Consider the following 24,803-nt stretch of genomic DNA (forward strand, 5'->3'; position numbering starts at 1 on the left):
TGCTGTCGCTTCATGCATATTCGGCGCGCCAGACCGCCTGGCTCACGCCTGATGCCGCTTCCGGCCTGGGTCGGCGGCGTGTGCACCGGGTCGCTCTGGCGGCAGCGCCGAACTGTATCGCTGCCGGGGCGGCCCAACTGTCACCAGATAGGGAGGAAATGGCCGATGACAAGCCCAATTCCGCCGTGGCAGACGTGAAAAAAGGGAGCCGAAGCTCCCTTTTTCCTTGGCCAGTGTGACGGCGCGTCGCGATCAGCGGCGCGTTTCCACCTGGACCAGCGGCTCGCTCGATGACGGCGGCAACGGCTTGCGCTCGCGCGGTACACGCGGTGCCGGCACGATGGCCGCCGCCGCTTCCTGTGCCGCACGCAGCTTGACCGGATCGGTCGTGGCCAGCGTCAGGCCGGCTTGCGACAGCATCTGCTGCAGCGAGTCCCACTGGGCGCCGTCGCCGGCGCTGGCGGGTTGGGCGGCTGCAGGTTCCACGGCTGCCACGGCGGCTACAGTCGCTGCCGGCGCAGGCGCTGCCGGTACCGGTACCGGTTCAGGGCTGGCTTCCACGGCGTCCAGCAGGCTGATCTGCTGGGGCTGTGCAGGCGCGGTCACCGGTGCGGTGGCCAGTACTTCGACCGGCGCTTCCGAGGCCGCGGGGACCGCAGCAGCGGCCTGCACCGGTGCCGGAGCGGGTTCGAAGGCCGGGGGCGGGGCGAAGCTGGCGTCGATCGACGCGGCCGCCGGTTCGATGGCCTGCTGGTGCGCGAAGACGGCTTCGGTCGCCTCGGCCGCAGCGGCGGCCACGGCTTCCACCGAGTTCACGCCGCTTTCCACCTGGACGGCACTTTCCACCGGAGCAGCGACCGGTGCGTCGGCTGCCTCAGCCGGCACCGGCGATGCGGCGAAGGAGGCCTGGGCCACGGCGGCCTGGGCCACTTCCAGCGGGGCAGCGGGGCTGTCGGTCGCGCTGGCGCCTGCGGCCAGCTCGGCAGCTTCGCCAGCTTCGGCCTCGCTATCGGTGTTTTCGATCAGGTTGCCGTTCTCGTCACGCTCGCGACGATGACGGTTGCGACCACCACGACGGCGGCGACGACGCGGTTCGGTGCCACCTTCGGCGTTTTCCGCCGCTTCGACACCTTCGCCACCCTCGACTTGCGCGGCTTCGACCTGAGCGGCCTGCTCATCATTGGCTACCGCAACCACACCAGCGGCCACGGCCACGCCGGCGGTCGCTGCACCGGCTGCCAGAGCGGCTTCCAGCGGCAGACCTTCTTCCGTCTTGCTGTCCTTGCGTTCAGCACGCGGGGCGCGCGGTTCACGCGGCTGACGCGGTTCGCGACCTTCGCGCGGTTCACGGGCTTCGCGTGCTTCGTTGCGACGGCCTTCCTTCGGTTCCTGACCGTCCCGGACCTGCACATCGCGACTTTCACGCGGTTCACGGCCTTCGCGCGGTTCCCGCACTTCCTTGGGTTCGCGCGGGCCACGCGGTGCACGTGCCTGCTTGGCCTCGGTCAGTTCGCCAGCCTTTACCTCGACGGCAGCGGCGCCGCGGGCATTGCGCTGTTCGCCATTGGCATTGCGTTCACCACGTTCGGCGCGATCACCGCGGTCATTGCGATTGCGGCCACGACCGTTGCGTTCGCCGCCACGGCCATTGCGCTCGCCTTCACGCTTGGCAGGGGCCTTGGCTTCGACCGGGGCCGGTGCTTCCACCGGGGCCACGGGCTTCTTGCGGAAGAAGGCGAAGATCTTGCCCAGCAGGCCCGATTCCGGTGCCAGGGTCGGGGGCGGCACGGGGGCAGCCACCGGTTCCGGGGCCTTGCGTTCGACGATGGGAGCCGGCTGGTCGGGGGTGATGCCCTTGACCACGGCTTCCTGGCGCGGACGCACTTCTTCCTTCTGGCGCTTGCTGTAGCCGATGTCGGTATCGGCCTGCTCGGCCATGTTGTAGCTGGCTTGGGCGTCGTCCAGGCGCGGATCGTCGTGCTTGATCCGTTCCATCTTGTAGTGCGGGGTTTCCAGGTGCTTGTTGGGGATCATGATGACCGTGACGCGATGGCGCGTCTCGATCTTCAGGATTTCACCGCGCTTCTCGTTCAACAGGAAGGCGGCGACGTCCACCGGCGCCTGCACATGGATGGCGGCCGAGTTTTCCTTCATCGCCTCTTCCTGGATGATGCGCAGCACCTGCAGGGCGGAGGATTCGGTATCGCGGATGTGGCCGGTGCCGTTGCAGCGCGGGCAGGTCACGTGGCTGCCTTCGGACAGCGACGGACGCAGGCGCTGGCGCGACAGTTCCATCAGGCCAAAGCGGGAGATTTTGCCCATCTGGACGCGGGCACGGTCGTGGTGCAGGGCGTCTTTCAGGCGACCTTCGACTTCGCGCTGGTTCTTGGAATTCTCCATGTCGATGAAGTCGATCACGATCAGGCCACCCAGGTCGCGCAGGCGCAACTGGCGGGCCACTTCATCAGCCGCTTCGAGGTTGGTGTTGAAGGCGGTGGTCTCGATGTCGCTGCCACGGGTGGCACGCGCCGAGTTCACGTCCACCGACACCAGGGCTTCGGTGTGGTCGATCACGATGGCGCCGCCGGAGGGCAGCGGGACCGTACGCGAGTAGGCGGTCTCGATCTGGTGTTCGATCTGGAAGCGGGAGAACAGCGGTACGTCGTCGCGGTAGCGCTTGACGCGGTGGACCATGTCCGGCATCACGTGGGCCATGAACTGCTGGGCCTGGTCGTGGATGTCGTCGGTGTCGATCAGGATTTCGCCGATGTCGGGCTGGAAGTAGTCGCGGATGGCGCGGATGACCAGTGACGATTCCTGGTAGATCAGGAAGGCGCCCGAGGCGGACTGGCCGGCGCCTTCGATGGCGCGCCACAGTTGCATCAGGTAGTTCAGGTCCCACTGCAGTTCATCGACGTTGCGGCCGATGCCGGCGGTGCGGGCGATGACGGACATGCCGTTGGGCAGGTCCAGCTTGTCCATGGTTTCGCGCAGTTCCTGGCGGTCTTCGCCTTCGACGCGGCGGGAGACGCCACCACCACGCGGGTTGTTGGGCATCAGGACCAGGTAGCGGCCGGCCAGCGAGATGAAGGAGGTCAGGGCCGCGCCCTTGTTGCCGCGTTCTTCCTTTTCGACCTGGACGATGATTTCCTGGCCTTCGCGCAGCGCTTCCTTGATGCTGGCGTTACGGACGTCGATGCCTTCCTTGAAGTAGGAACGGGCCACTTCCTTGAAAGGCAGGAAGCCGTGGCGTTCCTCGCCGTAGTTGACGAAGCAGGCTTCCAGCGAGGGCTCGATGCGGGTGATCACGCCCTTGTAGATGTTGGACTTGCGCTGCTCGCGTCCGGTGGTTTCGATGTCGATGTCGATCAGCTTCTGACCGTCAACGATCGCTACGCGCAGTTCTTCCTGCTGCGTTGCGTTGAACAACATACGTTTCATGTTTTCACTCCGGGATCCGAAGATCCTTCAAATGGCCCGTCCGTATGTGGTAGCGGGCCAAAAGTACAGGGGATGTACGCGAGAACGAAGTGATTGGGGAGGGAATTGCCTTGATTGTGTGAGTGCGCCTTAGCGGGCGCTCCAGCACAAGGGGGCGCGGATGCAGTGGACCGGGACGCCGGGCAGCACCGTATCCGCGCCGCGCGCTCCGCCATAGGCGGTCGCGCAGGCAACTGCGGACGGTAAGCTGGTCTGTGGAGCCAAACGTAACATAGTGAGGTTGGCGACGGCGATCGGGTTCTACTGCATCAACCGGCAAGCTTCGCGATGGCCCGGCCCGAATTGCGGCATGGCCTGAGCGATGCGCTGCAAGGGGGCGGGCGGATGAGCCTGCCATGCTTGCGCTGCTGGTCGCCGGGGGGCTGTGCACTGCTGTCCTGGGTCGGGTCACCGGATGCGAGTCTTGCCAGACTTTTATCCTGATGATCCAAACAAATCTGTTCCACTTCCAAGTGCGCTGTCCGATTGCAACTGCGGTGCAAACTGGACTCGCACAGGGAAGGTGCGTACTCGTTTCGAGGCCTTTACGTGGACCAGGCAAGCGACATGATCGGCTGTATTGTCAACCGTTGCAGCGCTTTTAATGCGTCTGCGATGCCGCGCGTCGTGGTTTTCGGGGCCCCCTTCGTCAATTTTGCAAATGAGCGAGGCTGACGAAGTCTCCTCTTGTGTAGAATGTTCCTTTTTTATTCTACTGACGCCGTTTGTGATTGGCGTCAAACGATTATATATTCAAAATGAAGGACTTAGCGAGATTTTCTAGGGGGGCTTCCGAAACCGCCGACATGGCGCCGGCCTCCCGGAACGCAGCAGCCTCGCAGACCCTTCCCCAGGTGCAGTTGCTGACCATTTCCGACGAAGAGGCGGGACAGCGGATTGACAATTTCCTGCTGCGGGTCTGCAAGGGCGTTCCCAAGAGCCATATCTATCGTGTCCTGCGTTCGGGCGAGGTGCGCGTCAACAAGGGCCGCATCGACCAGACCTATCGCCTGGTCGAGGGCGATGTCGTGCGTGTGCCACCAATACGAGTTGCAGAGAAGCAAGAAACCGTAGTCCCGGGTGCGGAATTCCGCATCCTGCTGGAAGACAGCCACATGCTGGTCATCGACAAGCCGGCCGGTGTGGCCGTGCATGGCGGATCCGGCGTGAGCTACGGGGTCATCGAGCAGTTGCGGGCGGCGCGGCCCCAGGCCAAGTTCCTGGAGCTGGTGCACCGGCTGGACCGCGACACCTCCGGCGTGCTGCTGATCGCCAAGAAGCGCTCGGCGTTGACCAACCTGCATGAACAGATGCGCGATGGCCAGACCGACAAGCGCTACCTCACGCTGGTCCAGGGCGACTGGAAGAATGCCCGCCAGCACGTGAAGTTGCCGCTGTTCAAGTACAGCACGCCCGATGGCGAGCGCCGGGTGCGGGTGCAGGCCGATGGCCAGCCGTCCCATACCGTGTTCTCGCTCTTGCGTCGCTTCGGTGAATTTGCCCTGCTGGAAGCTGAACTGAAGACCGGTCGCACCCATCAGATCCGGGTGCACCTGTCTTCCAGCGGTTTTCCCATCGTCGGCGACGACAAGTACGGCGACTTCCCCTTGAACAAGGCGCTGCAGAAGCCCGATGGCAGGCGTATTGCGTTCAAACGCATGTTCCTGCATGCCTGGCGCATCAGCTTCCTGCATCCGGAAACCGGCCAGACCGTCACCCTGAAGGCCGGCCTGCCCGAGGAATGCGCGAAATTCCTGCGCAGCCTGGAAGGCGGGGCCGAGGGCGACCTGTTGCCCTACAACATGCTGGCTGGCACGGAGGACTGAAGGACAGTGCACGTAGTCGGCCGGGATATGATACTTTCTGCCCGGCATTAACAAAATCGCATGTTTCGCTGCTGCCTTGTCGCGCTGGCAAGCCGGCGGCGGACATGCCCGCAGAAAGAGCATCAGACATGGCAAGAAAGCAATTCGACCTGATCGTCTTCGACTGGGATGGCACCCTGATGGACAGCACGTCCACCATCGTGCGCTGCATCCAGGCCGCGGCGCGCGACCTGGGCCTGCCGATTCCCGACAAGAGCGCGGCCTCCTACGTCATCGGCCTGGGCTTGCAGGACGCCATGCAGGCTGCCATTCCGGATGTCGATCCCAAGTACTATCCGCGCATCGTGGAACGCTACCGCCACCATTACCTGGGTCAGGACAAGGACCTCACGCTCTTCGAGGGCGTGCCGGAAATGCTGACCGAGCTGTCGCAGCAGGGCTATTTCCTGGCCGTGGCCACTGGCAAGAGCCGGGTCGGGCTGAACCGGGCGATGAATACCACTGGTTTGCTGTCCATGTTCGACGCCACCCGCTGCGCCGACGAGACCTTCTCCAAGCCGCATCCGGCCATGTTGCAGGAGCTGACCCGCGAGCTGGGCCAGGACATGCACCGCACCCTGATGATCGGCGACACCACCCACGACCTGCAGATGGCCATCAACGCCGGTGCCGCGGGCGTGGCGGTGGAGTTCGGCGCGCATCCGCCGCAGCAGTTGCAGACGCTCGCGCCGCTGTATTCGGCACGTTCCATCCGCGAGCTGCACCAGTGGCTCAACGAAAACGCCTGAGGACGGTCCCGTGAACGCTCCTGCGGAAATCCTCATCTGTGCCACCGGCGATCTGGCCGAAGGCGGCCTGGGCAAGCGCTTCCCGGTGCAGGTACATGGCGACGAGACCACCGGTTTCGTGGTGCGCTACGGCGGGGTGGTCTATGGCTACCTGAACCGCTGCGCCCATGTCCCCATCGAACTGGACTGGGCCGAGGGCGAGTTCTTCGAATCCAGCGGCCTCTATCTCATGTGTGCAACACATGGCGCCGTTTATGCGCCCGATACCGGAAAATGCGAGGGCGGTCCTTGTACCGGCGCCCACTTGCGTAAGATCATGGCGGTGGAACGCGACGGTCAGGTCTACTGGCGTCCGGACGACATCGTCAAGCCCGTCGAGGCATGAGCTTCGGGGAAACCGGCGCAGGCTGCTGCGCTGCTTAGAGTGAGCCTATGAGCAACAACGAATCTGAAAACCCGCAAAACACATCCCCAGTCCCGCCGCAAGCGCCACCATCGTCATCCATTCCCGCCAGCGTGCGCGAGGACAAGAAAAGCGGCTGGGAGCGTGACGTACTGGAAAAACTGGCCCTGTTCGCGGTCAAGGAACAGCGTGCCCGGCGTCGCTGGGGCGTCTTCTTCCGCATCGCCATCCTGGTGGTGATCGTGCTGGGCGGCTGGCTCGCCTTCACCTACAACAAGACCGAGAGCGAACCGCTGGGTACCCACACCGCCCTGGTCGAGATCAAGGGCGCCATCGATTCCGAAGGCCAGGGTTCGGCCGGGGTGGTGATCCCGGCGCTGGACAAGGCCTTCGCGGCCGCCGATTCGGTCGGCGTGATCCTCAAGATCAACAGTCCCGGCGGCAGCCCGGTGCAGGCCGGCATGATCAATGACGAGATCACCCGTCTGCGCAAGGCCTATCCCAAGAAGCCGATCTACGTGGTGGTGGAAGAGGTCTGCGCCTCCGGCGGCTATTACATCGCCGTGGCGGCTGACAAGATCTATGTCAACAAGGCCAGCATGATCGGTTCGGTCGGCGTGCTCATGGATGGCTTCGGTTTCACCGGCCTGATGGACAAGTTGGGCGTGGAACGGCGCCTGCTGACTGCGGGCGAGAACAAGAGCTTCCTCGATCCCTTCAGTCCGCAAAGCCCGAAGCAGCGCGAATATGCACAATCGATGCTGGAGGAAATCCACCAGCAGTTCATCGCGGTGGTGCGCCAGGGCCGTGGCACGCGCCTCAAGGAAACCCCGGATACCTTCTCGGGGCTGGTCTGGACCGGCTCCAAGGCGGTCGAGCTGGGACTGGCCGATGGCTACGGTACGGTCGACAGCGTGGCCCGTGACGTGCTCAAGGCCGAGGATGTGGTGGATTACACCCAGACCGAAAATCTCTCCGAACGGGTCCTCAAGAAATTCGGTGTTGCCTTCGGTGCAGGCTTTGCCAAGACGATGATGTCGACGCCACTTTCCACCTTGCGCTGACGCCTCGGGACGGAGCATGCAAAAAGGCCGGTTGTGTATCACAACCGGCCTTTGTCATTGTGGCGCCGCGTCTCTCGTGTCGGCGTTATTCGGCCAGCAGCAGGAAGACGGTCGGTTTCTTGTGGAAGTCCGGTGCCTTGCCGGCAGCCAGGGCGGCCTTCCACTGCGCGGCCGTCTGCGTGCGCACCGATTCGCTGGCCAGCGACAGGTCGGTGGCCACGCAGATCAGCGTGCCGGGCTGGCAGGATTGCGCCAGCGCCTCCAGCATGGCGGTGTTGCGATAGGGCGTTTCGATCAGCAGCTGGGTCTGGTTTTCCTTGCGGGCGCGATCTTCCAGTTGGCGGATACGCTTGGCGCGCGTCTCGGCATCGGTCGGCAGGTAGCCGTTGAAGGCGAAGCTCTGGCCATTGAGACCACTGGCCATGACCGCCAGCAGCAAGGAAGAGGGGCCCACCAGCGGGCGCACCTGGATGCCATGCTGATGCGCCAGCCGCACCAGGTTGGCGCCGGGGTCGGCCACCGCCGGCACGCCTGCTTCCGAGATCAGGCCACCGTCACGGCCTTCCAGCAGGGGCGCCAGCAGCGCCGGCAGGGCGGCCGGCGGTGTGTTGACGTTGAGCTCGGCGATCTGGATTTCCTGGATGGGCTGGGCCAGTGCCTGGCAGCTGCCCAGCAGTTTCAGGAAGGCGCGGGTGGTCTTGGCGTTCTCGGCGACGAAATAATCCAGGCGCGCTGCGATCACCTGCACCTGGCGCGGGATGATGCTCTCCAGCGGATGCGTCACGCTGGCGTCGGCGGGAGGCTCGGTGGGTCCCAGGGTGTTGGGAACCAGGTAAAGAATGCCGGGCATGGAAGGGAAATGGGATAAATTGTATAAAATAATATGTGCGACGCAGCATGGCAGCGCCGAGCCGCCATTCTACAGGGTGCCGGCTGTCATCAAAGTGTAATGCGCGCCGATTATCTTGTCGGGATGGAGACAAGGTGAGGTTAAATTATTTAGCAATTGGCTTCTAGTGCGATTGCGAAAGGACATGCATGTTTGCTGCGGTAGATCTCGGTTCCAACAGTTTTCGCTTGCATATCGGCAAGTACGAGGACGACGGCATACGCGTCATCAAGAGCGCGCGCGACCCCATCCGCCTGGCGGCGGGCATCGACAAAAGCGGCAACCTGACCCAGCAGGCCTGTCAGAGCGCCATCGATTCGCTCACCCGCTTTCGCGCCATCCTGCGTGACTATCCGCTGACCGCAGTGCGGGTGGTAGCCACCAATACCTTGCGCGTGGCCAAGAATGCTGCCGACCTGCTGCCGGAACTGGAGCGGGCCATCGGTTATCCGGTGGAGATCATTTCCGGTGAGGAAGAGGGCCGCCTGATCTACATGGGCGTGGCCGGCGTGCTGGCCGATGCCGGTGAAGAACGCATGGTCATCGACATCGGCGGCGGTTCCACCGAGGTCATCCGTGGCCTGGGCGAGCATATCCGTCACGTCGAATCCTTCGGCATCGGCACCGTCAATCAAAGCCTGGCCTTCTTCCCCGATGGTGCCATCACTACGGCGGCTTTCGAACGCGCCATCATCTCGGCCCGCTCGCATGTCGAAGATGCAGTGCACCTGTTCAGCTTCGACCCGGCCGAGGTGAATGTCTATGGCTCTTCCGGCACCATGCGCGCCATCGCCGACACCATCCGTCGCAACGGCATGGGCGATGGTCGCGTGAGCCTGCCCAGCCTGGCCGACCTGATGCAGCGCCTGATCGATTTCGGCCATGTCAGCCAGATCGCGCTGGACGGCATGAAACCCGACCGTGCCGGTGTGATCATGGGCGGCCTGGCGGTGCTGATCGGCTTCATGCAGGAATTCCGCATCGAGGTCATCACCCCGGTGGAAGCCGGCCTGCGCATGGGCGTGATGTGGGACCTGCAACTGCGCGCCACCAAGGCCGACCGCCGCGACCGCTCGGTCGAGGAGTTCGCCCGCCGTTTTCACGTCGATGCCGCCCGCGCCCATGGCGTGGCCGATACCGCGCGAGGTTTCTTCGATCTGCTCAAGCCGGCCACCGACTCCTACGCCCGCTATCTCTACTGGAGCGCCTTGTTGCATGAGACCGGGCTGGTGGTGTCGCCCACCGGTTACCACAAGCATTCGGCCTACATGATTGCCAATGCCGACCTGCCGGGCTTTACCACCCGCGAGCAGCGTCTGATGAGTACCCTGATCCTCGGGCAGAAGGGCAACCTGAAGAAGATCAGCGAGATGCTGGCCGACGTCGATTTCGCCAAGGCAGTGCTGGCGCTGCGGCTGGCGGTGATGTTCCGCCACGCGCACATCACGCTGGACCTGGACAAGGTAAGGGTCAAGCTCAAGAGCCGCATCGACCTGGAGATTCGCCGCGACTACATCAAGGAGCATCCCAGCATTTCCTTTTGGTTCCAGAAGGAGCAGGAGTGGTGGGCCGGCATCGGCGTCGATTTCGCCGTTAAGGTGATCTGAGCGCGCTTCGTCCGCCTTCGCTGTCTTTGCCGCTTTCGTTGCGTTCGCTGCTTTCACAGCACGTCGTCACGCCCTTGCCACATCAGTCGGCAAGGGCGTTTTTACGTTCACTGCATGGCTTTTCGCTATGTCTTTTAGAAGATGATAATGCTTCTTATTTGTGATATATTCGCCTGCGCTTTACCTCTCTCGAGTGTACACGCACACGCACAAGCATACCCATAACGAGGCAGCCATCAGGCCGCCCGCTGCGACAGCCAAGTCCATCCTGGAGCCCGCTCCCCGGACCGCCTTCCGCGCCAAAAGAAAACGCCGTTTCGCCACGGCGGTCGTTCACTCTTTTTGAAAAGGATGGTCCATGTTCTCCCGTCAATTCGCCGTCGGCGCCGTACTGGCTGCCATTGCCGCCTCCAGCTTCGCGCAGGAAAAGGTCCTGAACCTGTACTCGGCACGTCACTACCAGACCGACGAAGCGCTCTACGCCGACTTCACCAAGGCCACCGGCATCAAGATCAACCGCGTCGATGGCGATGATGCCGGCATCCTGGCACGCTTGAAGAGCGAGGGTGCTTCCAGTCCCGCCGACGTGATCCTGCTGGTGGATGCGGCGCGCCTGTGGAAGGCCCAGAGCGATGGCCTGTTCCAGCCGGTCAAGTCCAAGCTGCTGGACGAACGCATCCCCGCCAATCTGCACAGCAAGGAGGGCAGCGACGGCACCCAGTGGTTCGGGTTCTCCACCCGCGCCCGCGTGATCGTCTACAACAAGACCAGCGTCAAGCCGGAAGACGTGGACACCTACGAAGCCCTGGGCGACCCGAAGAACAAGGGCAAGTTGTGCACCCGCAGCGGCTCGCACCCCTACAACGTCTCGCTGTTCGGCGCGCTGCTGGAGCATGATGGCGCGGCCAAGACCGAAGCCATCTTGAAGGGCATGGTCGCCAACCAGGCGCGCCAGCCGGTGGGTGGCGATACCGACCAGATCAAGGCCGTGGGTTCGGGCGAATGTGGTGTGGCCATTTCCAACTCCTACTACGTGGCCCGCCTGCTGCGTTCCACCAAGCCGGAAGACGTGGCCCTGATGGAAAAGGTCGGCATCGTCTGGCCCAACCAGAAGAGCTATGGCGCGCACGTCAACATCGCCGGTGGTGGCGTGGCCAAGCATGCCCCGCACAAGGCCGAAGCCGTGCAGTTCCTGGAATACCTGGCCAGCGATGCGGCCCAGCGCTACTTCGCCGAAGGCAATAACGAATGGCCGGCCGTCAAGAGCGTGAAGACCGAGAACCCGGCGCTGGTCAAGATGGGTCCGTTCAAGGCTGAAGTGATCAACATCGGCGCCGTCGGTGCCAATCAGCAGAAGGTGTTGCAGATGCTGGATCGCGTCGGTTACAAGTAAACCGGATGACTGGCAGGAAGCCGGCCCGCAGCATTGCTGCGGGCCGGCTTTTTTTGCGCCGCCTCAGCGGGGCGGATCGCGGAAGGGATTGCGCTCGTTGAGCTCGTTGATATAACCATCGATGCCGCCGACTTCGCGGGCCAGGAAGTGCTCCACCGCATCGTAGAACCCCGGATGCGCCAGCCAGTGTGCCGACCAGGTCTTCTGCGGCAGGAAGCCGCGCGCCATCTTGTGCTCGCCCTGGGCGCCGCCTTCGAACCAGCGGATCTTTTCGGCGATGCAGAATTCCAGCGGCTGGTAGTAGGCGGTCTCGAAGTGCAGGCAGGGGACGTGTTCCAGCGCGCCCCAGTAGCGACCGTAGAGGGTGTCGCCGTCATGCACGGTGAGCGAGGAGGCGATGGGCTGGCCATCACGCAGGGCCAGGGTCAGCAGCAGGTGCTGCGGCATGGTGGCGCCGATGCGGCGGAAGAAATCCAGGTTCAGGTAGGGCGTCGAATAATGCGCCGCATAGGTATGGCGATAGCAGCGGTTGAAGAATCGCCAGTGGGCCTCGGTGATCTCGCTGCCCCGCAGCCAGATGAATTGCACGCCCTGTTCGGCCACCTTGCGCCGCTCGGCCAGGATGTTCTTGCGCTTCTTTCGATCCAGGGTATCGACGAACTCGGCAAAGCTGCCATAGCCTTCGTTGTGCCAGTGGAACTGCACGCCGCTGCGCAGCAGGAAACCGGCATCGGCCAGCTGTTCCGCCTGCTCCGGGGGCGGGTAGAGGATGTGGGTGGACGAGTGTTCGCCCTCCTGCTGCAGCGCCTGCAAGGCGGCCAGCAGGCCGGCGCGGGCCGTCTCATCGACTGCCATCAGCCGCGCGCCGCGCACCGGCGTGAAGGGGATGGCGGCCAGCAGCTTGGGATAGTATTCGACGCCGTGGCGCTGGTAGGCCTCGGCCCAGGCCCAGTCGAAGACGTATTCACCATAGGAGTGGAACTTGCGATACAGGGGCAAGGCCGCCACCAGGGCTTGGTCCTGCCACAGCGTCAGGTAATGCGGCTCCCAGCCGGTGTCGGCACTGGCCGCGCCGCTCTCGTGCAGCGCGTGCAGGAAAGCGTAGCTGAGGAAGGGATTGCCTTCGGCCTGGGCGGCCACCAGTGCATCCCAGCGGCCGGGGCCGATCTCGGCCAGAGAAGAAACGATTCGCGTGCGATAATCCATGGACTGCGAGTGACCTGCATAAGAAGGCGCGGCCCGCGGCCCCGCTCGAACAGGCATTCTACGCAAAACCGACAGAACGCGTCGCCATCGCGGCGACCCGCACAGAGCAAGAAAGTCCGCACGATATGACTAGCCCATTCTTCAATCTCTATAGCCATGGTTTCGCCCGCGTCGCGGTGGCGGTGCCGGACTGCAAGGTGGCCGATCCGGTCTACAATGTCCGGCGCACCATCGCCCTGGCCGAACAGGCCGCCGCTGGCGGCGCCGTGCTGGTGGCCTTCCCCGAACTGGGGCTGTCGGCCTATAGCTGCGAAGACCTGTTCCAGCAGCGTGCCTTGCTGGACGCCGCGCAGGATGCCCTGCAGAGCGTGCTGGAAGCCTCCTTGCGCATCCCGGCCGCCCTGATCGTGGGCATGCCGCTGAAGGTCGAACACCAGCTCTACAACTGCGCCGTGGTGGTCAGCGCCGGCCGCATCATGGGTGTGGTCCCCAAGAGCTACCTGCCCAACTACAGCGAATTCTACGAAGCGCGCCAGTTCAGCAGCGCCGATTGCGCCGTCACCCGCCGCACCCGTCTGCTGGGCCAGGACGTGGATTTCGGCAGTCACCTCCTGTTCGAGATCAGCAATATCCCCGACCTGCGCTTCCATGTCGAAATCTGCGAAGACGTCTGGGTGCCGATCCCGCCGTCCTCCTTTGCGGCCCTGGCCGGCGCCACCGTGCTGGTGAACCTGTCGGCCTCCAATATCGTGGTCGGCAAGTCCGGTTACCGTCACCAGCTGGTGTCGCAGCAATCGGCGCGCTGCCTGGCGGCCTACCTGTATTCCTCGGCCGGCGATGGTGAATCGACCACCGACCTGGCCTGGGACGGCCAGGCCCTGATCTGCGAGAACGGCGAACTGCTGGCCGAGTCCGAGCGCTTCACCCAGGGTGGCCACGTCATCTATGCCGATGTGGATCTGGAGCGTCTCTCGCGCGAGCGTTTCCACCAGACCACCTTCGGCCAGTCGGTGCGCCGCCATGCGGACGAGGTGCGACGCTTCCAGGTGGTCAGTTTCGAAGTGCAGTTCCCACATGACCGCCCGCTGCCGCTGCAACGCCGGGTGGCGCGTTTCCCCTATGTGCCGGCCAACGCCGAGCAGCGCGAACTGCGCTGCCGCGAGGTCTACAACATCCAGGTCATGGCGCTGGTGCAGCGCCTGTCTTCGTCGGGCCTGAAGAAGGTGGTCATCGGCGTTTCCGGCGGCCTGGATTCCACCCATGCCCTGCTGGTCTGCGCCAAGGCAATGGACAAGCTGGGCCTGCCGCGCACCAACATCCTGGCCTATACCATGCCCGGTTTCGCCACCAGCAGCCGCACCCTGGTGCAGGCGCATCAGTTGATGACGCAGGTCGGTTGCTCGGCGCAGGAAATCGATATCCGTCCCAGCTGCGAACAGATGTTGAAGGATCTTGGCCATCCCTATTCACGGGGCGAGCCGGTCTACGACATCACCTTCGAGAACGTGCAGGCCGGCGAGCGTACCAATCACCTGTTCCGCCTGGCCAACCACCATGGCGCCATCGTCATCGGCACCGGCGACCTGTCGGAACTGGCGCTGGGCTGGTGCACCTACGGCGTGGGCGACCACATGTCGCACTACAACGTCAACGCAAGCGTACCCAAGACCCTTATCACCCATCTGGTGCGCTGGGTGGCCGAGTCCGGCTCGCTGGAACTGAAGCAGCCGGAAGTGCTGATCCACATCCTGGAAACCGAGATCAGCCCGGAACTGGTGCCGGGTGCCTCCGATGGCGAGCCCGGTCAGCGCACCCAGGATTTCATCGGTCCCTACGAATTGCAGGACTTCAACCTCTACTACATCCTGCGCTACGGCTTCACGCCGGCCAAGGTGGCCTTCCTGGCGCACAGCGCCTGGCATGACCGCGATGCCGGTCATTGGCCGGACGGCCTGCACGGTGCCCACAACCAGTACAGCTTGCCGCAGATCAAGAAAAACCTGGGCATCTTCGTCTATCGCTTCTTCAAGACCAGCCAGTTCAAGCGTTCCTGCGTACCCAATGCGCCCAAGGTCGGTACCGGTGGCTCGCTCTCGCCGCGCGGCGACTGGCGCGCCCCCAGTGATGGCGAGGCCACCGTGTGGCTGCAGGATCTGGAGCGGATTCCGGATCTGGAAGGCTGAAACCGGCTTTTTGAGGGCTCGCTTGCGCAGGGTGGTTGAAAGCTGCGCGAGCCTGATTGACAATGTACAAGTGGGCAGGGGGCCACGTCCCTGTTCCTAAAAGAACAACATCGCAGCACCCGCTATTCAACAGATCGCAACCGATCGTTTCTTTACGACATACCAAGAGAGGAATTGCCATGAAACAAGTGACCGCCATCATCAAACCGTTCAAGCTGGACGAGGTGCGTGAATCCCTCGCCGAAGTCGGCGTCACGGGCCTGACGGTCACCGAAGTGAAGGGCTTCGGTCGTCAGAAGGGGCATACCGAGCTGTATCGCGGTGCCGAATACGTGGTCGATTTCCTGCCCAAGGTCAAGATCGAGGTGGTGGTCGATGACAAGGTGGTGGAGCAGGCGGTGGATGCCATCATCAAGGCTGCTCGCACCGGCAAGATCGGTGACGGCAAGATCTTCGTGCAGGAAGTGGAACAGGTGATCCGTATCCGTACCGGTGAAACCGGCCCGGACGCCGTCTGATCCGGACCTCTGCAGAGCATCATGAGAAACCGGCCACTGGCCGGTTTTTTTTACGTCCGCAGCAGACGTGGCGGGTGTGGCAAGGTGTTGCTGCGGGCTGTCACGGGCTGCGCCAGATTGACACAGCGTGACAATGGCCCGTGTCACCCACCCGCGTCCCGCCTGGGTTTGACGGCTGGCATGCGATTTGCCATCTCTGGAGATGAACGCCCGCCATGGCCATGATCATGGCGGGATTTCAACCATAACCCCAACGGAGACAACATGAACCTGGCAGACATCAGCAAACTCGGCGTACGCGATCCTTTCAAGCAGCGCTACGACAACTTCATTGGCGGCAAATTCGTCCCGCCGGTCAAGGGCGAATACTTCGAGAACATCAGCCCGGTGATCGGACGCGCCTTCTGTGAAGTGGCCCGTTCCAGTGCCGAGGACGTGGAGCTGGCGCTGGACGCCGCCCACGCCGCCAAGAAGAGCTGGGGCAAGACCTCGCCCACCGAGCGCGCCAACATGCTGTTGAAGATCGCCGACCGCATGGAAGCCAACCTGGAACTACTGGCCACCGCCGAGACGCTGGACAACGGCAAGCCCATCCGCGAAACCATGGCCGCCGATATCCCGTTGGCGATCGACCATTTCCGCTACTTCGCCGCCGCCGTGCGTACCCAGGAAGGCAGCATCTGCCCCATCGATGACGATACCTATGCCTATCACTTCCATGAACCGCTGGGCGTGGTGGGCCAGATCATTCCCTGGAATTTCCCCATCCTGATGGCGGTGTGGAAGCTGGCCCCGGCCCTGGCTGCGGGCAATTGCGTGGTGTTGAAACCGGCCGAACAGACGCCGGCCTCCATCATGGTGCTGATCGAACTGATCGCCGACCTCATTCCGCCGGGCGTGGTCAACATCGTGCAGGGCTTCGGCGTGGAGGCCGGCAAGCCGCTGGCCTCCAACAAGCGCATCGCCAAGATCGCCTTCACTGGCGAGACCACCACCGGTCGCCTGATCATGCAATACGCCTCGCAGAACCTGATCCCGGTAACCCTGGAGCTGGGCGGCAAGTCGCCCAATATCTTCTTCGCCGACGTGCTGGACAAGGATGACGATTTCTTCGACAAGGCCCTGGAAGGCTTCGCCATGTTCGCGCTGAACCAGGGTGAGGTCTGCACCTGCCCCTCGCGGGTGCTGGTGCAGGAATCGATCTATGAGCGCTTCATCGAGCGCGCCTTGAAGCGCGTGGCTGCCATCAAGCAGGGCAACCCGCTGGACAAGAGCACCATGATCGGTGCGCAAGCCTCGCAGGAGCAGCTGGAAAAGATCCTGTCCTACATCGACATCGGCAAGCAGGAAGGCGCCAAGGTGCTGGCCGGTGGCGGCCGTGAAGAACTGGGCGGCGACCTGGCCTCGGGTTACTACGTCAAGCCGACCGTCTTCCAGGGCAACAACAAGATGCGCATCTTCCAGGAAGAGATCTTCGGCCCCGTGGTCTCGGTGACCACCTTCAAGGACGAGGAAGAAGCCCTGGCCATCGCCAACGATACCCTGTACGGCCTGGGCGCCGGCCTGTGGACCCGCGATGGTACCCGTGCCTTCCGCATGGGGCGCGCGATCCAGGCCGGGCGCGTGTGGACCAACTGCTATCACCTGTATCCGGCGCATGCGGCCTTCGGTGGCTACAAGCAATCCGGCATCGGTCGTGAAAACCACAAGATGATGCTGGACCACTATCAGCAGACCAAGAACCTGCTGGTCAGCTACAGCCCCAAGGCGCTGGGCTTCTTCTGATCGGGTTCCGATCCTTCGTTTGACTCCTTGGCTCCTTGCAGCAAGGCAGCTTGGGCGCCGGTCCGTTCTCCCACGGCCGGCGCCTTTTTTATGTGGACTTTCCAGGAGCATGCCGATGAGCGCCTTACCCCGGGTTACCGCCACCGACGCCACGGTGGCACTGCTGCGCCAGTTGAAGACACGCCATGGCGCTTTGATCTTTTTCCAGTCCGGCGGCTGCTGCGATGGCAGCGCGCCAATGTGCTACCCCGAAGGAGACTTCACCTTGGGCGACACCGATGTGTACCTGGGGGAGATCGACGGCGTGCCGTTCTACATCGGCGCCGACCAGTTCGAGTACTGGAAGCACACGCAGCTGATCATTGACGTGGTCAATGGCAACGGTGGCATGTTCTCGCTGGAGAACGGCAGCGGCAAGCGCTTCCTGACGCGCTCGCGGTTGTTCTCCGATGAGGAATATGACGCTTTGGAACCGCTCAGTGCCCGCGTGACTTGAAGCGCCGGTACAGCGTATTGCGCGACACCCCGAGTGCTTTGGCGGCGGCGCTGACATTGCCCTGGTGCGCGTGCAGGGCACGCTCGATGGCGGCCCATTCGCTGTCATGGATGGACAGGGGTTCCGGCGCCCTGCCATCCGGGGCAGCAGCGGCCTGGCCGGTGCTGCCCGACGGCGCCAGCGCGGCTTCTTCCAGGAAGTCGTCCGGCAGGTGCTGCAGGCCGATGGCAGCTTCGCCGTCGGCCATGGCCAGGGCAGTACGGATCAGGTTGGACAGCTGCCGCAGATTACCGGGCCAGCGGCCGGCGTGTAACAGGGCCAAGGCCTGCGTATCGAAGCGCGGCGCATGCGGGCCGCCTTCATGACGCAGGATGCGTTCGATCAGGCCGTCCAGGTCGCTACGTTCGCGCAGCGCGGGCAGTCTGAGCTGCAAGCCGTTGATGCGGTAATACAAATCTTCCCGGAAGGCGTGGCGCGCGGCCATCTCGCGCAGCGGCTGGTTGGTGGCGCACACCAGCGCGAAGCGCACCGGGATCAGCCGCTGGCTACCCAGCGGCGTGACCGCACGTTCCTGCAGTACCCGCAGCAGGCGGCCCTGCAGCGCCAGCGGCATGTCGCCGATCTCGTCCAGGAACAGGGTGCCGCCCTGGGCCTGGGCGATCTTGCCGATCGCCCCTTTGCGACGCGCGCCGGTGAAGGCACCGTCTTCATAGCCGAACAGTTCGGCCTCGATCAGGTTTTCCGGAATGGCCGAGCAGTTCACGGCCACGAAGGGCGCTGCGCCGCCGCGCGCGCCTGCATGGTGGATGGCCTGGGCCAGCCATTCCTTGCCGGTGCCGGTCTCGCCGGTGATGAGGATGGGAATGTCGCGATCGATGACCCGGCGCAGCTTGGCGATGATGGCGCTCATACGGGCGTCGCCGGTATCGAGCGCGTCCAGTCCGGGATGCGCCTGGCCGCTGCGGGCGTGGCGCTCCGGCGCGGTGGGAATGGCGGCCGGTGATGGTAGCCGTCCGGGAAGATCGATCACCGCCTCGCGGGCGGCCTGGAAATGCTGGTCGTGCAGCCGCAACTCGGCGCGACCGTGGATGCGGATGCCATTGTGCAGGCATAGCTCCAGCAGGCCGGGCGCAGCCTTGCGGTGATGCTCGAACAGCCGCGACAAGGGTTCCCCGAAGAGCGACGCGAACGTATGTGATTGCAGCGCCGCCAGCGTCAGCCCGAGCTGGAACTGCGCGCTGCGGTTAGCCGCCAGGAAGCGTCCGCCTGGCGTGAAGCTGACGATGCCCTCGACCAGCGTCCCGACGAATTCGGCGCGGCTGTGAAAGTGCAGGGTGATGCAATCCGGGAAGCTGCCGGCCAGCAGGTGGTTTTCTATCATCTGCGCCGACATGCGTACCAGGGCCATGGTGTGCTTGTGGAAGCTGCCGCATTCGCCCGAGACGTCCAGCACCCCCAGGACCTTGCCGCGATGGTCGAAGATGGGGGCCGCCGAACAGGTCAGGAAGCGATTGGCGTCCAGATAATGCTGCTGGGCGTGCACCGTAGTCGGCTTTTGCTCATGCAGGGCGGTGCCGATGGCATTGGTACCGCGCAACTGCTCCGACCAGCGCCCGCCGGGCCCCAGCGCCACGCGGTCGGCCTTGGCCAGGAAATCGCGGTCGCCCAACGTGTGAATGATGGTGCCTTCGGCGTCCGACAGGATCACCATGCTGTGGGTATTGCGGATCTGGTCGTATAAGGTTTCCATGACCGGGCGCGCGTGGCCGGTGAGGGCCTGGCTGGCTTCCAGCGTCTGGGCCAGCTCGGCGCGCGAGAGCTGCGCCAGATCGGGCTGCTGGCTGCGGCTGATGCCGTAGGACGAACTGCGCTGGTGCGAGCGCGCGATGGCCTGCAGGTCCAGTCCGCCTTCACCGCTGGCCTGCACCAGCGAAGTCGCGCCCAGCAGTGTGCCGGCGCCGGGCCGGTTTGCCTGGTATTGCATGCTTGTCTCCTTGGATCTCGGCGATCCTCATGCCCCTGTTCTTCTGCCTTTCCCGGTTGTATTTCTTATGTTTCGGGAAGCCTGGGGTGAACAAGCATACCCGATTAATGCGCCAGCGGGATAAATTGAAACAGGGTTTGCAGCCGGCCGGAAGTGTGGGCAGAATACTGTTTATATATACAGTATTGTTCAGCTAAAGCAGCTAGATATGGCTTCCTTCCCCAAATTCCCCCAGGGCATCGCCCGGCCGTTTCCTGATCAGCCAGCGCCTTCGCCCTCGGCCGACGACGATGCGACCATCACACCGGCTACTTTCATCCATCGCCAACAGCTGGCCCAAAAGGGTCGGGGTGCGGTCACCAACCTGCGCGGGCGCTACGAATCGGTGAACCGCGAGGAGTTCGATGATGGCTGGCAGCCTCTGCAATTTGCCGGTGGCGGTCCAACGACCGGTGAAGAGGTCGTTGGCACAGAACAGGCCAATACCACCGATCCTGGCGATCAGGACGCCGAACCGCCGCGCCTGAAGACCATCGTCACGGAAGAGACGGCCAAGTCCATCATCAGCCGTAATGCCTCGCCCGACCTGCCGTTCTCGCTATCCCTGAATCCTTATCGGGGCTGCGAGCACGGCTGCATCTACTGTTTTGCCCGACCCTCGCACAGCTACCTGGGCCTCTCGCCGGGGCTGGATTTCGAAAGCCGGCTGGTGGCCAAGACCAATGCCCCGGAGCTATTGCTGCGCGAGCTGGTCCGGCCGTCCTACCAGCCTGACACCATCACGGTGGGCATCAATACCGACGCCTACCAGCCCATCGAGCGCGAGCGCCAGTTGACCCGCCGCATCCTGCAGATCCTGCACGATTGCGAAAACCCGGTGGCCCTGATCACCAAGTCGTCCCTGATCGAGCGTGACATCGACCTGCTGGCGGCGATGGCAGCCAAGCGCCAGGCCATTGCCGCCGTCACCATCACCACGCTGGATCCGGCCATCGCCCGCACCCTGGAACCCCGGGCGGCCAGTCCGGCGCGGCGCCTGCGGGTGATCCGTACGCTCGCCGAGGCGGGTATTCCAGTGAGCGTATCGATTGCGCCGGTGATTCCCTTCGTCACCGAGCCGGACCTGGAGCGGGTCATGGAAGCGGCCGTGGAAGCCGGTGCCGGCCAGGCCGGCTATATCGTGCTGCGCCTGCCATGGGAAGTCAGCCCCTTGTTCAGGCAGTGGCTGCAGGCGCACTTCCCGGACCGGGCGGCGCGGGTGATGAACCGCATCCAGGACATGCGGGGCGGCAAGGATTACGACGCCGATTTCGCCACCCGCATGCGCGGCACCGGTGTCTGGGCCGAGCTCCTGCAACAGCGCTTCGACAAGGCCAGCCGCCGACTGGGCATCGACCATCGCAACCGCGCCTTCGCCACGCTGGATGCCAGCCGTTTCCGGCGGCCGCTGCTGGTGCCGGCGGCCCGGGGCGGGCGGGGCAAGCAGGGCGAGGATGATCAGCTTGATCTGTTCTGAACTGAAGTCTTGGGAAGGGGCTTGGCTGGTACACTGCGCGCTTTGATCGAATCAGGCCTTTTTGCATGCATACCCTGGAACAATTGCGCAGTGGCGCGCTGACTGGTGTGACAAGACTTTCGCTGTCTTGCGGCCTGCGTGAATTCCCGCCGGAGATTTTCACCCTGGCCGATACGCTGGAAATCCTCGATCTGAGCGGTAACCAGCTCAGCGCCTTGCCGCACGACCTGCCACGCCTGACGCGGCTGCGCATCGTCTTCTGTTCCGACAATCTGTTCACCGAATTGCCGGCTGTCCTTGGCCGTTGCCCGTCGCTGGAGATGATCGGTTTCAAGGCCAACCAGATTGCGGAGGTGCCGGCCGACTCCCTGCCGCCCTCGTTGCGCTGGCTGGTGCTGACCGACAATCGCATCGAAGCACTGCCGGCCAGCATCGGCCGTTGCCGGCCCCTGCAAAAGCTGATGCTGGCCGGTAACCGCCTGCGCGCCTTGCCGCCGGAACTGGCGGCCTGCCGCAATCTGGAACTGCTGCGCCTGGCCGCCAATGCGCTGGAAGAATTCCCGCACTGGCTGTTGACCTTGCCGCGACTGAGCTGGCTGGCCATGGCCGGTAACCCCTGGTGCGCGCCGGTGGAAGAATGGGCCGATGGCCTGGCGCAGGTGGCGGACATCGCCTGGGACGATCTGCAGCTGCAGGACAAGCTGGGCGAGGGCGCCTCCGGGGTGATCCATGCCGCCCGCTGGCACGTGGCCGGTACGGCACAGCCGGTGGCGGTCAAGCTCTTCAAGGGTGCCGTCACCAGCGATGGCCTGCCGGAACGCGAAATGGCCGCCTGCATCATGGCAGGCCGGCATCGCGGGCTGATCCCGGTGCTGGGCCGCCTGCAGGGCCATCCACAGGCCATGGCAGGGCTGGTGATGCCGCTGATCGATCCGGACTATGCCAACCTGGCCGGGCCGCCCAGCCTGCAGTCCTGCACCCGCGATGTGTATCCCGAAGCGATGACGTTGCCGTGGTCGCAGGCGCTGGCGATTGCGCGCGATATCGCTTCGGCGGCGGCGCACCTGCATGCCCAGGGCATCGTCCATGGCGACCTGTATGCCCACAACATCCTGCATCGCTCCGGTGCGGCACTGCTGGGCGACTTCGGTGCGGCCTGGTTCTACGATACCGCCCAGCCCCACGCCTGGGGTGTGCAGGCCATGGAGGTGCGGGCTTACGGTTGTCTGCTGGAAGAGTTGCTGGCGCACAGCCAGCCGGCCGATGAAAGCGGACGGGCGGTGCTGGCCGGATTGCGGCAGGCCTGCCTGTCGGCGGATGTGGCTTCGCGGCCGCATTTTGAGGCCATCGTGGCCATGCTCGACGAACTTGCCTAGCTGCGCTCGCTGGACTTGAGCAGCACCACCAGCGCACCGGCCCCGCCATCGGCGGCGCGGGCCTGGCAGAAGGCCATCACTTCATCTTTTTGCGCGAGCCAGTTGCGTACCTTGTGCTTGAGCACGGGCTCCTTGTTGACCGAACCCAGTCCCTTGCCGTGGATGACGCGCACGCAGCGCAGGCCGCGCCGGCGTGACTGGCGCAGGAATTCGCCCAGCGCTTCACGCGCCTGGTCGCGGCGATAACCGTGCAGGTCGAGCTGGGCCTGGATCACCCAGTTGCCGCGCCGCAGCTTGCCGAGCACATCGGCGCCCACGCCAGGGCGGGCGAAACTGAGGTTCTCGTCGCTGTCCATCAGGGTTTCGATGGTGAATTCGTCGGAGAGCGACTCCAGCAGCGCCGCCTGTTCATCGGCGATGTGCTGGCGTGGAATGGGCAAGGGGGGATCGGGCAGGTGAAGGGTCTTGTCGACCACCCGCTGATGCAGCGGCGCCACCTGGCCGATGCTGTGGCGGAACAGATTGGCCTCCTCGCGGGCGGCCGCTTCCTGACGCTGGCGCTCGGCCAAGGCCAGCGCGCGCGCTTTTTCCTGTTCCTGCAGATCGCGGCGCAATCCCTTGAGCGCCGAGAAGTCCTTCATTGTCGCCATGACAGCACCCAACCCTGTAGCCTACGTTTCCCTGAGTTGGCAACTTTAGCAGAAGTGCAGTCGCCCTTCAGCGCGATCGCAGGCCTCAGCCGCAGGCGACCTTGATGATGACCTTGCCGGGATCGATGTAGAGGTTGAGGCGGCGCGGATTGAAGTCCATGGTGGCCGCGTCGTCCGGCTTGAGCACGCGCACCTCGGTGGCGCCCGATTCAGCCTGCGCCTGGCGTTCCAGGTAGCCGCTCAGGTTCTCGCCGATGAGGTGATCGGCGCGCGAGGCATCGCACTGGCCGGGGCCGGCAGCGGCATCGGCGCTTTCGCGCGAGGCACTGCAGGCAGCCAGTACGGCGCCCAGAGTCAGCGAGGCAAACACGGTAGTGACGGCAGCAGAAGAGCGTGGCACGGTGCTTTCCTTGTTAGAGAGAGGGAAGGGTGCTTTGTTGTAATTAGATTAACGTTAATGTAAACAAAAAACGCCGGGACGAATACTCGTCACCGGCGTTTTGATGCCTCGTCGCGCTACGAGTTCTCGCAGCGCAGCATTTTTTATTCCAGCCCTTCCAGGTAGCGCTGGGCATCCAGTGCCGCCATGCAACCCGTTCCCGCGCTGGTGATGGCCTGGCGGTAGATGTGGTCCTGCACGTCGCCGGCGGCGAACACGCCTTCGATGCTGGTTGCCGTGGCGAAACCCTCGGTCCCGGTGCGGGTCTTGAGGTAGCCGTTCTGCATCTCGAGCTGGCCCTCGAAGATGCCGGTATTGGGTTTGTGGCCGATGGCGATGAACAGGCCGTGGACCGGGATCTCGGTGATGGTACCGTCCTGGGTGGACTTGATCTTGATACCGGTCACTCCGCTGTCATCGCCGACCACTTCGTCCAGGGTGGAATGCCACTGGATGGCGATCTTGCCCTCGGTGACCTTGTGCAGCAGGCGGTCGATCAGGATGGGCTCGGCGCGGAACTTGTCGCGACGGTGGATGATGGTGACCTTGCTGGCGATGTTGGAGAGGTACAGCGCCTCTTCCACGGCTGTATTGCCACCGCCGACCACGGCCACTTCACGGCCACGGTAGAAGAAGCCGTCGCAGGTGGCGCAGGCCGACACACCACGGCCCATGAAGGCTTGTTCCGAGGGCAGGCCGAGATACTGGGCCGAGGCGCCGGTGGCGATGATCAGGGCGTCCGCGGTGTATTCACCGTTGTCGCCGATCAGGCGGAAAGGGCGTTCGGACAGCTTGGTGGTATGGATGTGATCGAAAATGATCTCGGTATTGAAGCGTTCGGCGTGCTGCAGCAGGCGCTGCATCAGTTCTGGACCCTGCACACCCAGCGGATCACCAGGCCAGTTCTCGACATCGGTGGTGGTCATCAACTGGCCGCCCTGTTCCACGCCGGTGATCAGCACCGGGTTCAGGTTGGCGCGCGCGGCATAGACGGCGGCGCTGTAACCGGCAGGGCCGGAGCCGAGAATCAGGACCTTGGCATGTTTGGGCGTGCTCATAAGCTACTCATCAAATGTTGTGGGATCGCCTCTACAGCTTGCGGCGACTCCCGGGATTTCAATTCCCGGCCTGCCGGGGCGGGCGGGGTAGGCAAGGGGATCAGGTTGCCGACGCGGAAGTTTGCGGATTGCCGCGCTGCAA

Annotated in this window: 19 protein-coding genes; 12 read left to right on the forward strand and 7 right to left on the reverse strand. The window is 63.9% G+C overall.

Annotated features, from left to right (window positions below; all coding sequences use genetic code 11):
• Window positions 1-252 precede the first annotated feature (252 nt).
• Window positions 253-3,441 carry an Rne/Rng family ribonuclease gene (locus VE092_RS14235; protein ID WP_324877774.1) on the reverse strand — a complete coding sequence of 1,063 codons (3,189 nt, stop codon included), beginning with the start codon at window positions 3,439-3,441 and terminating at the stop codon, window positions 253-255.
• Between the two features lie 797 nt (window positions 3,442-4,238).
• Between VE092_RS14235 and VE092_RS14240 the strand changes: the two genes are divergently transcribed.
• The 4 genes from VE092_RS14240 to VE092_RS14255 all read left to right on the forward strand — a co-directional run bounded on the left by VE092_RS14240 (window position 4,239) and on the right by VE092_RS14255 (window position 7,561).
• Entirely contained in the window at window positions 4,239-5,306 is a 1,068-nt protein-coding gene (locus VE092_RS14240; RefSeq protein WP_324877776.1) for an RluA family pseudouridine synthase, read from the forward strand.
• Window positions 5,307-5,434: 128 nt separating this feature from the next.
• A complete protein-coding gene (locus VE092_RS14245) occupies window positions 5,435-6,094 on the forward strand; it encodes an HAD-IIIA family hydrolase (RefSeq protein ID WP_324877778.1) in 660 nt (219 codons plus the stop codon).
• Between the two features lie 10 nt (window positions 6,095-6,104).
• The gene (locus VE092_RS14250; protein ID WP_324877780.1) at window positions 6,105-6,479 is read left to right on the forward strand and encodes a Rieske (2Fe-2S) protein; all 375 of its coding nucleotides are present in this window, start codon (window positions 6,105-6,107) and stop codon (window positions 6,477-6,479) included.
• Window positions 6,480-6,526: 47 nt separating this feature from the next.
• A complete protein-coding gene (locus tag VE092_RS14255) occupies window positions 6,527-7,561 on the forward strand; it encodes a S49 family peptidase (RefSeq protein ID WP_324877782.1) in 1,035 nt (344 codons plus the stop codon).
• An 85-nt stretch (window positions 7,562-7,646) separates the two neighbouring features.
• On the opposite strand, the gene VE092_RS14260 is transcribed toward VE092_RS14255, so the two are convergent.
• The gene (locus VE092_RS14260) at window positions 7,647-8,411 is read right to left on the reverse strand and encodes an SAM-dependent methyltransferase (RefSeq protein ID WP_324877784.1); all 765 of its coding nucleotides are present in this window, start codon (window positions 8,409-8,411) and stop codon (window positions 7,647-7,649) included.
• Between the two features lie 188 nt (window positions 8,412-8,599).
• On the opposite strand from VE092_RS14260, the gene VE092_RS14265 reads away from it, so the two are divergent.
• On the forward strand, window positions 8,600-10,057 hold the full coding sequence (locus tag VE092_RS14265; protein ID WP_006463539.1) for a Ppx/GppA phosphatase family protein: 1,458 nt from the start codon (window positions 8,600-8,602) through the stop codon (window positions 10,055-10,057).
• Between the two features lie 358 nt (window positions 10,058-10,415).
• Window positions 10,416-11,450: a Fe(3+) ABC transporter substrate-binding protein gene (locus VE092_RS14270; protein ID WP_006463538.1), complete on the forward strand. Its 1,035-nt coding sequence runs from the start codon at window positions 10,416-10,418 to the stop codon at window positions 11,448-11,450.
• Window positions 11,451-11,513: 63 nt separating this feature from the next.
• On the opposite strand, the gene VE092_RS14275 is transcribed toward VE092_RS14270, so the two are convergent.
• Window positions 11,514-12,656: a GNAT family N-acetyltransferase gene (locus tag VE092_RS14275; protein WP_324877787.1), complete on the reverse strand. Its 1,143-nt coding sequence runs from the start codon at window positions 12,654-12,656 to the stop codon at window positions 11,514-11,516.
• A 125-nt stretch (window positions 12,657-12,781) separates the two neighbouring features.
• Between VE092_RS14275 and VE092_RS14280 the strand changes: the two genes are divergently transcribed.
• From VE092_RS14280 to VE092_RS14295, 4 genes are all read left to right on the forward strand, one after another.
• Window positions 12,782-14,839 carry an NAD(+) synthase gene (locus tag VE092_RS14280; protein WP_324877789.1) on the forward strand — a complete coding sequence of 686 codons (2,058 nt, stop codon included), beginning with the start codon at window positions 12,782-12,784 and terminating at the stop codon, window positions 14,837-14,839.
• Window positions 14,840-15,018: 179 nt separating this feature from the next.
• Window positions 15,019-15,357, forward strand: a complete 339-nt coding sequence (locus tag VE092_RS14285) for a P-II family nitrogen regulator (RefSeq protein WP_006463535.1) — start codon at window positions 15,019-15,021, stop codon at window positions 15,355-15,357.
• A gap of 264 nt (window positions 15,358-15,621) precedes the next feature.
• Window positions 15,622-17,142 carry an aldehyde dehydrogenase gene (adh, locus tag VE092_RS14290; protein ID WP_324877792.1) on the forward strand — a complete coding sequence of 507 codons (1,521 nt, stop codon included), beginning with the start codon at window positions 15,622-15,624 and terminating at the stop codon, window positions 17,140-17,142.
• A 115-nt stretch (window positions 17,143-17,257) separates the two neighbouring features.
• Complete coding sequence (locus VE092_RS14295) at window positions 17,258-17,638, forward strand: DUF779 domain-containing protein (protein ID WP_006463533.1); 381 nt, start codon at window positions 17,258-17,260, stop codon at window positions 17,636-17,638.
• On the opposite strand, the gene VE092_RS14300 is transcribed toward VE092_RS14295, so the two are convergent.
• The gene (locus VE092_RS14300) at window positions 17,619-19,622 is read right to left on the reverse strand and encodes a sigma-54-dependent Fis family transcriptional regulator (protein ID WP_324877795.1); all 2,004 of its coding nucleotides are present in this window, start codon (window positions 19,620-19,622) and stop codon (window positions 17,619-17,621) included. The genes VE092_RS14295 and VE092_RS14300 overlap by 20 nt on opposite strands.
• A 208-nt stretch (window positions 19,623-19,830) precedes the next feature.
• Between VE092_RS14300 and VE092_RS14305 the strand changes: the two genes are divergently transcribed.
• Both VE092_RS14305 and VE092_RS14310 read left to right on the forward strand, forming a co-directional pair.
• Complete coding sequence (locus VE092_RS14305) at window positions 19,831-21,138, forward strand: PA0069 family radical SAM protein (RefSeq protein ID WP_324877797.1); 1,308 nt, start codon at window positions 19,831-19,833, stop codon at window positions 21,136-21,138.
• 65 nt (window positions 21,139-21,203) lie between these two features.
• Window positions 21,204-22,514, forward strand: a complete 1,311-nt coding sequence (locus VE092_RS14310; RefSeq protein ID WP_324877799.1) for a leucine-rich repeat-containing protein kinase family protein — start codon at window positions 21,204-21,206, stop codon at window positions 22,512-22,514.
• Here VE092_RS14310 and VE092_RS14315 read toward each other — a convergent pair.
• From VE092_RS14315 to trxB, 3 genes are all read right to left on the reverse strand, one after another.
• Complete coding sequence (locus VE092_RS14315) at window positions 22,511-23,164, reverse strand: Smr/MutS family protein (protein ID WP_324877801.1); 654 nt, start codon at window positions 23,162-23,164, stop codon at window positions 22,511-22,513. The genes VE092_RS14310 and VE092_RS14315 overlap by 4 nt on opposite strands.
• Before the next feature lie 85 nt (window positions 23,165-23,249).
• Window positions 23,250-23,564, reverse strand: coding sequence for an I78 family peptidase inhibitor (locus tag VE092_RS14320; RefSeq protein WP_324877804.1), 315 nt, complete (start codon window positions 23,562-23,564; stop codon window positions 23,250-23,252).
• Between the two features lie 143 nt (window positions 23,565-23,707).
• Window positions 23,708-24,661, reverse strand: coding sequence for a thioredoxin-disulfide reductase (trxB, locus tag VE092_RS14325; RefSeq protein ID WP_324877806.1), 954 nt, complete (start codon window positions 24,659-24,661; stop codon window positions 23,708-23,710).
• Between the last annotated feature and the right edge of the window lie 142 nt (window positions 24,662-24,803).

This window comes from Herbaspirillum sp. (genome assembly GCF_035644555.1).
GTDB lineage: Bacteria > Pseudomonadota > Gammaproteobacteria > Burkholderiales > Burkholderiaceae_D > Herbaspirillum.

Coding starts and splice junctions, on each gene's coding strand:
- VE092_RS14280 (WP_324877789.1), top strand. CDS start 12,782: ATGACTAGCCCATTCTTCAATCTCTATAGCCATGGTTTCGCCCGCGTC.
- VE092_RS14315 (WP_324877801.1), bottom strand. CDS start 23,164: ATGGCGACAATGAAGGACTTCTCGGCGCTCAAGGGATTGCGCCGCGAT.
- trxB (WP_324877806.1), bottom strand. CDS start 24,661: ATGAGCACGCCCAAACATGCCAAGGTCCTGATTCTCGGCTCCGGCCCT.
- VE092_RS14240 (WP_324877776.1), top strand. CDS start 4,239: ATGAAGGACTTAGCGAGATTTTCTAGGGGGGCTTCCGAAACCGCCGAC.
- VE092_RS14295 (WP_006463533.1), top strand. CDS start 17,258: ATGAGCGCCTTACCCCGGGTTACCGCCACCGACGCCACGGTGGCACTG.
- VE092_RS14265 (WP_006463539.1), top strand. CDS start 8,600: ATGTTTGCTGCGGTAGATCTCGGTTCCAACAGTTTTCGCTTGCATATC.
- VE092_RS14275 (WP_324877787.1), bottom strand. CDS start 12,656: ATGGATTATCGCACGCGAATCGTTTCTTCTCTGGCCGAGATCGGCCCC.
- VE092_RS14235 (WP_324877774.1), bottom strand. CDS start 3,441: ATGAAACGTATGTTGTTCAACGCAACGCAGCAGGAAGAACTGCGCGTA.
- VE092_RS14285 (WP_006463535.1), top strand. CDS start 15,019: ATGAAACAAGTGACCGCCATCATCAAACCGTTCAAGCTGGACGAGGTG.
- VE092_RS14310 (WP_324877799.1), top strand. CDS start 21,204: ATGCATACCCTGGAACAATTGCGCAGTGGCGCGCTGACTGGTGTGACA.
- VE092_RS14255 (WP_324877782.1), top strand. CDS start 6,527: ATGAGCAACAACGAATCTGAAAACCCGCAAAACACATCCCCAGTCCCG.
- VE092_RS14300 (WP_324877795.1), bottom strand. CDS start 19,622: ATGCAATACCAGGCAAACCGGCCCGGCGCCGGCACACTGCTGGGCGCG.
- adh (WP_324877792.1), top strand. CDS start 15,622: ATGAACCTGGCAGACATCAGCAAACTCGGCGTACGCGATCCTTTCAAG.
- VE092_RS14305 (WP_324877797.1), top strand. CDS start 19,831: ATGGCTTCCTTCCCCAAATTCCCCCAGGGCATCGCCCGGCCGTTTCCT.
- VE092_RS14270 (WP_006463538.1), top strand. CDS start 10,416: ATGTTCTCCCGTCAATTCGCCGTCGGCGCCGTACTGGCTGCCATTGCC.
- VE092_RS14245 (WP_324877778.1), top strand. CDS start 5,435: ATGGCAAGAAAGCAATTCGACCTGATCGTCTTCGACTGGGATGGCACC.
- VE092_RS14260 (WP_324877784.1), bottom strand. CDS start 8,411: ATGCCCGGCATTCTTTACCTGGTTCCCAACACCCTGGGACCCACCGAG.